The sequence below is a fragment of the Bacillus sp. NEAU-CP5 genome, assembly GCF_026420705.1.
In the GTDB taxonomy this organism is placed as follows: domain Bacteria; phylum Bacillota; class Bacilli; order Bacillales; family Bacillaceae; genus Bacillus; species Bacillus velezensis.
Genome location: NZ_JAPMOV010000003.1, coordinates 95,083 through 107,985, shown reverse-complemented (window position 1 = coordinate 107,985; position 12,903 = coordinate 95,083). Strand labels below are relative to the sequence as shown.

Annotated in this window: 8 protein-coding genes; 5 read left to right on the top strand and 3 right to left on the bottom strand. The window is 50.1% G+C overall.

Annotated elements, in window-relative coordinates:
- Positions 1 to 13 precede the first annotated feature (13 nt).
- Positions 14 to 7,141, top strand: coding sequence for an amino acid adenylation domain-containing protein (locus OTK50_RS10540; protein WP_224223779.1), 7,128 nt, complete (start codon positions 14 to 16; stop codon positions 7,139 to 7,141).
- Between the two features lie 17 nt (positions 7,142 to 7,158).
- Positions 7,159 to 7,374: an MbtH family protein gene (locus OTK50_RS10535; RefSeq protein WP_032876777.1), complete on the top strand. Its 216-nt coding sequence runs from the start codon at positions 7,159 to 7,161 to the stop codon at positions 7,372 to 7,374.
- Between the two features lie 44 nt (positions 7,375 to 7,418).
- On the opposite strand, the gene OTK50_RS10530 is transcribed toward OTK50_RS10535, so the two are convergent.
- The 3 genes from OTK50_RS10530 to OTK50_RS10520 form a co-directional block, all read right to left on the bottom strand.
- Positions 7,419 to 8,096, bottom strand: coding sequence for a YukJ family protein (locus OTK50_RS10530; protein WP_007613467.1), 678 nt, complete (start codon positions 8,094 to 8,096; stop codon positions 7,419 to 7,421).
- Between the two features lie 117 nt (positions 8,097 to 8,213).
- Entirely contained in the window at positions 8,214 to 9,344 is a 1,131-nt protein-coding gene (gene ald / locus OTK50_RS10525; RefSeq protein WP_003152011.1) for an alanine dehydrogenase, read from the bottom strand.
- Between the two features lie 103 nt (positions 9,345 to 9,447).
- Positions 9,448 to 10,677 (bottom strand): PucR family transcriptional regulator, encoded by a 1,230-nt coding sequence (locus tag OTK50_RS10520; RefSeq protein WP_014418775.1) that lies wholly within the window; start codon positions 10,675 to 10,677, stop codon positions 9,448 to 9,450.
- A 315-nt stretch (positions 10,678 to 10,992) separates the two neighbouring features.
- On the opposite strand from OTK50_RS10520, the gene OTK50_RS10515 reads away from it, so the two are divergent.
- The 3 genes from OTK50_RS10515 (at position 10,993) to essB (ending at position 12,902) form a co-directional block, all read left to right on the top strand.
- Positions 10,993 to 11,286, top strand: coding sequence for a WXG100 family type VII secretion target (locus OTK50_RS10515; protein WP_003152013.1), 294 nt, complete (start codon positions 10,993 to 10,995; stop codon positions 11,284 to 11,286).
- Positions 11,287 to 11,361: 75 nt separating this feature from the next.
- Positions 11,362 to 11,601: an EsaB/YukD family protein gene (locus OTK50_RS10510; protein WP_007408690.1), complete on the top strand. Its 240-nt coding sequence runs from the start codon at positions 11,362 to 11,364 to the stop codon at positions 11,599 to 11,601.
- Positions 11,602 to 11,615: 14 nt separating this feature from the next.
- Entirely contained in the window at positions 11,616 to 12,902 is a 1,287-nt protein-coding gene (essB, locus tag OTK50_RS10505; protein ID WP_224223778.1) for a type VII secretion protein EssB, read from the top strand.
- Position 12,903: the final 1 nt, after the last annotated feature.

Genomic DNA, 12,903 nt, shown 5'->3' with positions numbered 1-12,903 from the left:
GGGAGAGAATAGAATGCATGATACACAACAGCTGCCTCTGACAGGCGCACAGGCCGGTATCTGGTTTGCGCAGCAGCTTGATCCTGATAATCCGATTTACAATACAGGCGAGTACGTTGAGATAAACGGCGCGATCGATGTGAACATATTTAAAACCGCTCTCGAACGCGTGCTGACGGAAGCCGCGTCATTACACGCCCGCTTCGAAGAGGGAGCAGACGGGCCGAAGCAGATCATCAATCCTCCATTTGAGGCTGCGATCGATGTCATAGATGTGAGTTCAGAAGCTGATCCGAAGCAGGCCGCACTCAGACTCATGCAGACAGATTTGGCTGAGCCCGTTGATATGGCGGCCGGGCCTTTGTTCCGCGACATTTTATTTCAGGCGGGACCGGAACGCTTTTTCTGGTATCAGCGCATTCACCACATTGCGATAGACGGCTACGGTTTTTCACTGCTGGCACGGCGTACGGCGCAAATGTACACCGCAATACGGGAAGGACGTCCGGATAACGGGCGCTCCTTCGGCTCTTTGGAGGAGCTGGTAAAAGAAGAACAAGAATACCGCGCGTCTGATCAATTCCTGAAAGATCGGGAATTTTGGATGGAGAAATTTGCGGATGAACCTGATGTCGTCAGTTTGGCGGAAAGAGCGCCGAGAACGTCAACAAGTTTTCGGAGAAGCACGGCTTATCTTTCTGAAACGGCTTTACAGTATGTAAAAGCGATTCCGAACTGGCATGAAGCCGTCACGGCCGCAGCGGCGGTATATGTCCATCGGATGACAAACGCAGGGGATATCGTGCTCGGTTTACCGATGATGGGGCGGATCGGCTCGATTTCACTGAATATTCCGAGTATGGTCATGAATCTTCTGCCTTTACGGCTTTCTCTCCGCCCGGATATGAATTTTCATGAGGCCGTCAGCCAAGTGGCAAAAGAAATCCGAAACATCCGGCGCCATCAGAAATACCGCCATGAAGACATGCGCCGCGACCTTAAACTGCTCGGAGAAAATCGCAGGCTGTTCGGCCCGCAAGTCAATGTGATGCCGTTTGACTACGCGCTTGATTTCGCCGGAGCGCCAGGAACCGTCCATAATTTGTCAGCAGGGCCCGTTGATGATTTGTCAATTAACGTTTACGACAGAGCTGACGGAAGCGGAATGCGTGTGGACTTTGATGCGAATCCGGAAGTGTACAGCGCCGAAGATATTGAAAACCATCAAAAACGCTTCCTGCTTCTGTTGGAATCCGCTGTGAAAGACCAGACACAAAAAATCGGCACACTCAACCTTCTGCTTGAAAGTGAACGTCTCTGCGTACTGGAAAGCTGGAATGACACGCGCAAGGCCGAGAAGCAGAAAAGTCTGCCGGAGCTGTTTTACGAACAGGCCGTAAAAACACCGGACCGGCCGGCAATCATCACCGAAAACGAAGAGCTCAGCTATGCCGAATTGAACAAGCGCGCGAACCAGCTTGCCGGCATGCTAAAAGAAAAGGGGCTCGGACCGGAACAATTTGCCGCTTTGCTGCTTCCGCGGTCACAGGAGCTGGCCGTGAGCATGCTGGCCGTTTTGAAAACGGGAGCCGCATACCTGCCGCTTGATCCTGATTTTCCTTCTGAGCGGATCACATACATGCTCAAAGATGCACAGCCTGCCTGCCTGATTACAACGATGGAATTATCCGGACGCTTGCCGGAAGACAGTGATGCAAAAAGGATCATTCTCGATGACCCTGATACGGTAAAAACCGTTGCCGCTCAAAATGCTGACTGTCCCGCTCAGGCGGAATGTTCGCCTTTGCACCCCGCTTATATCATCTATACATCGGGTTCAACGGGCAAACCGAAAGGCGTAGTCGTGACATTAAAAAGCGTAAGCAATTTCCTCTTATCCATGCGGGAAATGTTCCCGCTCGGCGAACAAGACCGCCTGCTTGCCGTTACGACAGCGGCGTTTGATATTTCCGGACTTGAGCTCTTCCTTCCGCTCATCAGCGGGGCGGGGTGCGTCATCGCACGTAAAGAGACGATTCAGGAACCGCGGGCGCTTGCGCACATGATTCACTCATACGGTATTTCAATCATGCAGGCAACGCCGACATTGTGGCATTCATTAGTTACCAATGAACCGGATTCTCTCCGGGCGCTGCAGGTGCTTGTCGGAGGTGAGGCGCTTCCGAAGACGCTTATGCATGCTCTGCTTGAATCAGGCTGTACGGTGACGAATCTGTACGGGCCGACCGAAACAACAATCTGGTCGGCCGCACAGCCGCTTGCAAAAGACCATAGAGGGGCGCCTCCGATCGGAAAGCCGATTTGGAACACGCGGGTATATGTGCTGGACGCCGCATTGCAGCCCGTCCCGCCGGGAGTCGCGGGCGAGCTTTATATCGCGGGTGAAGGGCTTGCCAGAGGTTATTATAACCGTCCTGATTTAACAGCTGAAAGATTCATTGCCGATCCGTACGGGTCCGCGGGCGCGAGGATGTACCGGACGGGAGATCTCGTGCGCTGGCGTGAGGACGGCTCGCTTGATTATATCAGCAGAGCCGATCACCAAATTAAAATCCGCGGGTTCCGGATAGAATTAGGAGAAATCGAGTCAGTGCTGTCGAAATATCCGGGTGTTTCGCAGGCCGCCGTCATTGTCCGTGAAGACCAGCCGGGAGATAAGCGGCTGGCGGCTTACGCTGTCGCGGATCAGCCCCTTGATATCGGCGGACTTCGTGCATATATGGCCGAAAGCCTGCCGGATTATATGGTGCCGGGCGCGTTTGTACAGCTGAAAGAATTGCCGCTGACGCCGAATAAGAAGCTCGATCGCAGCGCTCTGCCTGCACCTGATTTTTCCGCTGTCCTGTCTGACAGAGGGCCGCGGACACCGCAGGAAGAAATATTATGCGATCTGTTTGCCGAGGTTCTCGGTCTCGCGCGGGTCGGAATTGATGACGGGTTCTTTGAATTGGGCGGACATTCGCTCTTAGCCGGACGCCTGATGAGCCGGGTTCGGGAGACAATGGGCGCAGAGCTTGGCATCGGCCGTCTGTTTGATACGCCGACCGTTGCCGGGCTCGCCGCACAGCTTGACACCGCAAAGAGCGCGCGGCCTAAGCTCAAGCCGTTTGACCGGCCGGAGCACATCCCGCTGTCATTTGCGCAGCTGCGTCTTTGGTTTCTCTACTGTCTTGAAGGGCCAAGCCCGACTTACAACATTCCGGTGATTGTCCGCATGTCAGGCAAGCTTGACCAATCAGCGCTGAAACACGCCTTTTACGATGTTGTCAGCCGTCATGAAAGCCTGCGCACCGTTTTTCCGGAAAATAAGGGATCATCTCATCAGCTCATTTTATCTGCTGAAGAAGCCCGCCCTGTGTTTACAGTGACACGTGCAGACAAAAACGAGCTCCAAGACATGCTTGCCGCTGCGGCACGATATCGGTTTGATCTCGCTAAAGAGGCGGCCGTCCGGGCTGAGCTGTTTGATCTTGGTGACGGCGAGTATACGCTGATGATTCTCCTGCATCACATCGCAGGTGACGGCTGGTCCTTGAATCCGCTCATGCGTGACTTATCCATAGCCTATATCGCCCGGCAAACAGGTGAAAAAGCAGAATGGGCGCCACTGGCGGTTCAATATGCGGATTATGCGCTTTGGCAGCAGCAGCTTTTAGGCAGCGCGTCTGATTCTGAGAGCTTAATTGCGCGCCAGCTGGATTTCTGGAAGAAAACGCTTGAAAATGTACCGGATCAGCTGGAGCTGCCGTCTGATTTTCCGCGTCCCGCTGAATCAAGCTACAGGGGCGGCGTCATTCCGGTCAACATCGGCCAAGAGCTTCATGCCCGTCTTCTCTCACTTGCCAGAAAGCAGCGCGTAAGCCTGTTTATGGTGCTTCAATCAGGGCTTTCCGCGTTACTGACCCGGCTCGGTGCAGGGACCGATATTCCGATCGGCAGTCCGATAGCCGGCCGCAGTGATGACGCATTGGGAGACCTTGTGGGTATGTTCATTAATACACTCGTGCTGAGAACCGATACCTCTGGCGATCCGAGCTTTTGTGAGCTCCTTGAAAGGGTCAGAGAAATGAATCTCGCAGCATATGAACATCAGGATGTGCCGTTTGAACGTCTCGTGGAAGAATTGAATCCGATTCGTTCCCGGTCAAGACATCCGCTGTTCCAAGTGATGCTCGCATTCCAAAATACGCCTGACCCTGTACTCAGTCTTCCTGATATGGAAACAAGCCTGCAAATCAGCAGTGTCGGATCGTCCAAATTTGATTTGACGCTGGAATTGGCGGAACAGCGCCATGACGACGGCACGCCTGCCGGTATTGAAGGCCTGCTGGAGTTCAGTACGGACTTATTCAGAAAAGAAACGGCTGAAGCACTTGCCGGACGCCTGCTTCTTCTGCTCGAAGATGCTGCATCACATCCGGAAAAACCGATCGGAAGCTTAACCATTCTTTCTGATGAAGAGCGCCGGAAGCTTTTGCCGGTTAAACGGGCAAAACAGCATATTCAGCCTCGGCAGACACTGCCTGAACTGTTTGAAATACAGGCCGCCGCAAAATCGGATGAAACGGCGGCAGTATTTGAAGAGAGCGGACTCAGTTATAAAGAGCTGAATGAAAGAGCCAATCAGCTCGCGCACATGATGATTGCCCGCGGCGTCGGCCCGGAGCAGTTTGTTGCACTGGCGCTGCCGCGTTCTTTAGATATGATTGTCGGGCTGTTAGCCGTCCTGAAGACGGGGGCAGCGTATTTGCCGCTTGATCCTGATTATCCCGCGGACCGCATTGCTTTTATGTTACATGATGCTAAGCCTGTATTTATGCTCATCAACCGTGAAGGCGCAAGTAAGCTCTCTATCGAAAGCGGCATGCCGGCCTTCATCTTGGATGATCCGCAGAACAAGGAAACACTTCGGCAATATGCCGTCACGAACCCTGAGAATGCCGACCGTATTCGTCCGCTGTCACCGCTTCACCCGGCCTATGTCATTTACACGTCGGGATCAACAGGTGTGCCGAAAGGTGTCATCATTCCGCACAGCAATGTTATCCGGCTGTTTGAGTCGACGCGGCATTGGTATCACTTTCATTCTGATGATGTATGGACGATGTTTCACTCCTACGCTTTCGATTTCTCTGTCTGGGAAATGTGGGGGCCGCTGCTTCACGGCGGACGTCTCGTCGTCGTGCCGCATGACATCAGCAGATCGCCGGAAGCGTTTTTACATCTCCTCGTGAAAGAGCGGGTGACTGTACTTAACCAAACGCCGTCAGCGTTTTACCAGCTGATGCATGCGGAAAAAGAACACAAAGAGCTGGGGCGTCAGCTCGCACTCAGATATATCATCTTCGGCGGCGAGGCGCTTGAGCTGAGCCGGCTTGAGGATTGGTACAGCCGCCACGCAGACAATCAGCCGGTGCTCGTGAATATGTACGGCATTACGGAAACGACGGTGCACGTCAGTTACCTTGAATTAGACAAAAACATTGCCGAACTGAGAGCAAACAGCCTCATCGGCTGCGGCATTCCTGATCTGAACGTATATGTGCTTGATGACCGGCTGGAGCCTGTGCCCCCGGGCATCACGGGCGAAATGTATGTGGCCGGAGGAGGCGTGGCACGCGGCTACTTAGGGCGGCAAAGCCTGACCGCCGAACGCTTTGTGGCTGATCCGTACGGCCCGTCGGGAACGAGAATGTACCGGACTGGGGATTTAGCCCGCCTGCGGACGGACGGTTCTCTTGATTATATGGGCAGGGCGGACCACCAGATTAAAATCCGCGGCTTCCGGATTGAATTGGGAGAAATCGAAGCGGTTCTCGTCAAACATCCGGATGTCGAGGATGCCGCCGTAGTCGTCCGTGAAGACCGGCCGGGAGATAAACGGCTGGCCGCCTACCTTGTCCGATCTGCCGGCAGCACCTTGGACACGGGGGACATGCGCCGGTTTGCCGAAGAAAGCCTGCCGGATTACATGGTTCCGTCAGCTTTTGTCCAAATGAATGAACTGCCGCTGACACCGAATGGAAAGCTTGACCGAAAAGCGCTCCCTGCGCCTGACTTCCAAACGGAGGTCACCGGCCGGGGACCGAGAACGCCGCAGGAAGAAATGCTGTGTGAGCTGTTCGCAGAGGTGCTTCATCTGCCGCGTGTCGGTATTGATGACAGATTTTTTGATTTAGGCGGCCATTCTTTGCTTGCGGTTCATTTAATGAGCCGTATTCGGGAAGCGATGGGAGCCGAGCTCAGTATCGGAACACTATTTGAAGCTCCTACGGTGGCAAGCCTTGCTGAAAGACTTGAGTCAGGAACGGGCGCAAGCGCGCTTGATGTTCTTCTTCCGCTCAGAACGGCAGGAGAAGAAACACCGTTGTTCTGTGTCCATCCGGCCGGTGGTCTCAGCTGGTGTTATGCCGGGCTGATGTCTTCTTTAGAGGCTGATTATCCGATATACGGCTTACAGGCGAGAGGCATCGGAAAAAAAGAACCGCTTCCGCAAAGCTTAGATGACATGGCGGCGGATTATATTGAAAAAATCCGCACCGTGCAGCCGAAAGGGCCGTACCGTCTGCTCGGCTGGTCTCTTGGAGGGAATGTCATTCAGGCCATGGCGACACAATTACAGAGCCGGGGTGAAGAGGTTTCGCTATTGGTGATGCTTGACGCGTATCCGAATCATTTTCTGCCGATAAAAAATGCGCCTGATGACGAGGAAGCCGTCATTGCGCTGCTTGCCCTGGGAGGGTACGACCCGGACAGCCTCGGGGATCAGCCGCTTGATTTTGACACCGCGCTGACCATTCTCCGCCGTGAGGGAAGTGCATTAGCCAGCCTGGACGAGTCAGTGATGATGAATCTGAAAGACACGTACGTTAATTCTGTCGGGCTGTTAGGAACATACAAGCCGAAGCCGTTCCACGGAGATGTGCTGTTCTTCAGATCCACGATTATTCCGGAGTGGTTTGACCCGATTGAGCCGGATACTTGGAAACCGTATATTACGGGGAAAATCGAGCGGTATGACTTAGACTGCCGCCATAAAGATATGTGCCAGCCGGGCCCGCTTGCCGACATCGGCGCGATTCTGGCAGAGAAATTAAACGGACGGCGTACAGTCCGGTAGAGAAAGGAAAGAATGATATGACAAATCCATTTGAACGGGAAGACGGCTCATACCATGTGCTCGTCAATGCTGAAGGCCAGTACTCACTGTGGCCGGCCTATCTGGATGTGCCGGACGGCTGGGAAACCCGCGTCACGAATGAAACCCGCCCCGTTTGTCTCGAATATATTGAAACAAACTGGCGTGATATGAGGCCGGAAAGCCTGAAACAGGACGAAACCGCTAAAATGTAATAAGAAAAGCCTGCCGTTATTTCGGCAGGCTTTTTATGCGGACATCAGCCGTTAAGCTGTGTATGATCACAAAATGTATAAGGGTGGCCTTCTTCATTCGTGCACCATGACTGAGACAGAAAAGCCAAAAAGACCGCGGCCCACTGGTCTGCAAACTGGATTAAAATACCGCCGTCGTGCCACGTTCCGTTATCCTTCTTCCAGCGTGTATCAATTGGGTTTCCCTGATTCATATGAATATTATGCATGCCGTTTGTCGGCTTGAACCCGAAAATCTTATCAGCGCCCGGCTCCGGCCCGAATTTAGAGCCGTAAATATAGACGGTGGCTTTTTCTGATTTGGCTTTTTGCATGTACGTCTCAATAAAGTCATTTAAGTCATTATCCGGACCGGTGACTTCATGCGGGAGGGGCACCATGTTCCGGGGATCAAACAATCCGCCGCGGACATAATCCAGCGCCAGCTCACGGCTGGTTTCATCAATTGGGGTATATCCATACGGAATGTTGGGCAGCAGGGTGATCGCGCTTGCGTCAAAATGATCGCGTGCCGCATACAGAACCTCTGATTCTTTTGAACTTGACATGACATTGATCGCACAGCGATAGCGCGTATCAGGCTCGCCTAGCACCTCGACTTGAAAATGCGGAGAATCATCATCTGTTTCCCTTTTCATATCTGACACAGTGCCTTTTAATACACCATAGTGCTGAACAGCCATATGAATCCTCCTTTTTCTTTCGGGATATGAATTGATATTCGAGACAGGGGGCCGGTTTTCCTTTTATGAGAAAGAAAAAAGGACAACCCGCTGATCAGGCTGTCCTCTTCATATCTATTAAGCTTTTGCAGCCGAACCTTGCATTGCTTTTTCAGCAGGCACGTAGTCATAGCCTAAGTCTTTGGCTACCGCTTCATACGTGACATGTCCGTTAGCCGTATTTAAGCCCGCTTTAAGCGCAGGGCTGTCTGCAATGGCTTGTGCCGCGCCTTTATTGGCGATTTGAAGCGCGTAAGGAACGGTTACATTCGTTAATGCGAGCGTAGACGTACGCGGTACGGCGCCCGGCATATTGGCGACAGCGTAGTGAACGACACCGTGTTTTTCGTAAGTCGGATTATCGTGGGTTGTAATATGATCAACGGTTTCCACAATACCGCCCTGATCGATGGCAACATCAACAATGACGGAACCCGGTTTCATTTGTTTAACCATTTCTTCCGTAACGAGAGTCGGCGCTTTGGCTCCCGGGATGAGCACGGCGCAGATCAGAAGATCCGCTTCCGCGACGGAATCTGCAATATTTACAGGGTTTGACATCAATGTTTTAATCTGATGCCCGAAAATATCATCAAGCTGACGCAGTCGGTCTGCGTTCAAATCGATCATTGTCACATCGGCACCGAGTCCGACAGCCATTTTCGCGGCATTTGTTCCGACGCCGCCCCCTCCGATGATCGTGACTTTTCCGCGGGATACACCCGGTACGCCGGCTAATAAAATTCCTTTTCCGCCCTTTGGTTTTTCAAGAAACTGAGCCCCGATCTGCGCGGCCATTCTGCCGGCCACTTCGGACATCGGCGTAAGCAGCGGAAGGGAACGTCCGTCCGTTACCGTTTCGTACGCAATAGCTGTCACGCCTTTTTCTGTAAGCGCTTTAGCTAATTCCGGCTCTGCAGCTAAATGAAGGTAAGTGAATAAGACCAGACCTTGACGGAAATACGCATACTCTTCAGCCAGCGGTTCTTTTACCTTCATGACCATTTCCGCATCCCATACTTGCTTTCTGTCCTCCAGAATTTCCGCCCCTGCTGATACATAATCTTCATTTGTAAAGCCGCTTCCGAGTCCCGCTCCGGATTCCACAAGAACCCGATGGCCGTTTCCGATAAGCTGTGAAACGCCTCCAGGTGTTAAAGCCACTCGATTTTCATTGTTTTTGATTTCCTTTGGAACCCCGATAATCATGTCTGTTTCCCCCAATGTTTGTGTGATGCTTCAAGTGTAGCGCGATTTTTGCGAAAATTCTTTGTTTGAAACAGAAAATAAAAAAACACGGATTTGTGAAATTTCACGAACCCATGCTGCGAAGTTTGATATCAAGGTAAATCGTAAACTTTTCATTCACATTTTTTAAGTCGATTTCTGCGATCTGGCTGATTCTTTTCAGCCTGTAATTCAATGTATTGACATGGATGTTAAGCGCTTTAGCGGCGGTGTTGACGTTGCTGTCGGCATCAATAAAATGTTCGAGCGTTTTTACCATATCGGCTTGGTGCTCCCTGTCATACTGCTCAAGCTTTGAGAGGGAATAGTTCATATAGCCGCTGTGCTTGCGTTTTTCATCCAACACATCCAGGTACTGATAAATGCCGAGTTCCGAAAAGCTGAAAAGGTGTTTGGTTTCTCTCACAAACCGCTCTTTCGCTTTTAATACGGAAAGCGCTTCCTGATAGGAGCGGTAAACATAAGAAATCGATTCGTAAATACCGCCGACCGCAATCGACGCATCCTCAATTTTATATCGTTCCTTCAGCTGTTTTTGAATATGAAGGGCGAAGTGCTTTAAATCTTTAAAAGGCTGATCGGTTTTCGGCGCGGCTAATAAGATTAATTCATTTGAATCGACAGTCGCCAGCATGACATGAATCTGCTGTGTCGTTTCCTGCAAATATTGCAGCTGCTGTTCTGTCTTTTCAGTCAGCTCATCATGTAAACGGATGATCATGACGCTGAACACGGACGGCAGCGCCATTCCGAGCTTATGAAACCCTTCGGCCATCTCGGCTTCCTGATAAATATGGCCGGTCAGCATTTTCCAAAAAAACTCCTGGCCCCGCTCTTCGATTTTCGTTTTGCGGATCTGCAGGTGCAAAAGTTTGTTCCGCACCGCTTTGGCTGCCAGCTGAAGTGTCTTCAGATCTTCGTCATTGAGCTTTTTTTTGATCTCAAGCGCCCAAATAAATCCGAGAACCTGACTGTTTTTCCAGATGGAAATCGCCACGCGGTTGCTTAGTCCCACCTCGTCAATTTCTTTCACTTTGATCGGCTGGTCCGTTTTTAAAAGGGCCGGAATGGTTCCATCTTTCCACAGTTTGTTGATGACTTTTTCCGGCACCCTTCGCCCGATAATCGTCGACGTCCGGGCCGGATCTGTACAATCGCTGTGCGTGCTGTATGCAAGCAGTTTATGATTAACGTCTTCTATTGTAATGGGGCATTGAAGAACTTCACTGATATGGTCGGCAACATCTTCAAGCCTGTCGAAACTGTACTTAAATGGATCCTTTGGATTGGTCATCTGTATCCCTACTTTTTCATAGCTTCATATCTTGATCTTACCATCTTGCTTTTCAGACTGAAAGGCATCTTTGCAGGGAAATAGACTAGGACAATAAGATCATTCGATGAAAACGAAAATAATAAGAAAATCATACTACTCTATTTACAAAATGTGTAAATATGCCGAAAAATCCAATATATCATAAGACTCATTTTGTAAAATTAAAACAGATTTGTTTGACTGTGCCGAATGGTTGTTTTTATAATAATGACGTTCAAAAAATAAGTGAATTAGCCCATATTTAGGCTGATGACACAGGAGGGTATAAGGAATATGTCTGGATTAATTCGTGTCACACCCGAAGAGCTAAGAGCGATGGCTAAGCAATATGGCGTTGAAAGTCAGGAAGTCATGAATCAGGTTGACCGCCTGAACCGCATGATTTCTGATTTGAAAGGCATGTGGGAAGGTGCTTCAAGTGAAGCATTTGCAGATCAATATGAGCAGCTGAAACCTTCATTTATTAAAATGTCTGAATTGCTTCAAGATGTGAATCATCAGCTCGATCAAACGGCAAATACGCTTGAGTCTACTGACCAAGATATCGCTAACCAAATTCGCGGATAATAAGATGAATGAAGAAACGGAGCGCCTGATTCAATCAAGAAGACGGCGCTCTTTCTATGTAAGGGTGATATGAATATGTATATCGATATTACAATAGATTTAACACATTATAACGGCAGCGTCTTCGATCTCAGATTGTCAGATTACCATTCTGTGAAAAAAGTCATCGATATTGCCCGGCAGGCTCAGCATGTATCTGTTCCGCCGCGTGAAGGCTATTGGATCAGAGTGGTCAATAAAGAAGCGGTTTTTTCCGGAGAACAAAAGCTATCTGACTGCGGCATTACGAACGGAGACCGCCTTGAAATTTTATGAAAGGACATGGTGGAATGACAGATCATAACAGATCTTATTTAGAAACAGAATTAGACGCCGTCCGGGAAGAAACCGAATCAGGCTTCACGTTCACCTTCCAGCGGGAAAAAATCAAGCTTCTTGACGGGCTGGAAGCAAATGTGATTAAAGATGCTGATCCTTTTTTTCAAAAAGAGGTCTCAGTTTCAGAAGACGAAGTAACCATCACAATCAAACCTCCTTCTTCTTATCAGGCTTTCCGCTATATAAAAGGAAAAGATAAAAAAAGCAGGTGGCAATTTGCCTACCGTCTCGTCCAAGCCGTGAAACAGCATAAGCTGAAACGTCTCAATCTGATTGCCGCCCCTGAAAATATCGTGTTTGATAAAGCGCTGACGCCTTACTTTCTTCATTACGGCGTAAAGGAGAGCCTTCCGCCTTATGAGGAAGATAGAGAAAGGGTGTTAAAAGAGCTTAAAGCCTGTGCGGCGCTTGCAGCTGACGGGGCGTACACCTTCGATGAATATTTGAAGTACAAGGAGACGCTTCACTTCTCTCCTGAGGTGAAAAGCGTGCTAGAGGCGGAGACGATTGAAGAACTGGAAGAAACCATTCAAACCGCAATTCATTCCCTCGAAGAAAGGGACAAGACATACATAAAACTGCCGAAAAAGAAATGGAAAATCCAAAGATACGCCGGTCTGGCGCTTGCCGTCCTCCTTGTGCCGACACTTCTTTACTCCTTATACGTTCTGTTTTTCGCCCAGCCAAAGCAAGAGGCAATTACAGAAAGCAACCGCTATTTTTTAAATCAGCAGTACAGCAAAGTCATTGACACACTCGCTAAATACGATGCGGAAAGCCTCCCGGAATCTGTCCAGTACGAGCTTGCTTCCTCTTATGTGGCAGTTGAAAATCTGAGGGAAGAGCAGCGGAAAAACATCGGGAATCTGGTGACGCTGCAATCAGACCCGAAGCACTTCCTTTATTGGATTGATATCGGCAGAGGGGAAAATGAAGAAGCCATCAAAATCGGCCGCAATCTTGAGTACAACCCGTACATCTGGCTCGGACTTACAAAATATAAACAGCAATTATTAGCGGATGACAGTATGAAAGACGACGAAAAGCAGAAAGAACTGGATGCCGTGGAAAGCGAGCTTGCGAAGGCGAAAAAAGAGGCGGAGGAGCAGCATAAAGATGCGGAGGAAAACGGTGACACCGCCGAAGCTTCCGCCGGACAGGATGAGAGCAGACAAGACAAAGCGAAAGATAATAAAGAGAACGACAAGAAAGATGAGAAAAAAGATGAAAAAAAATAAC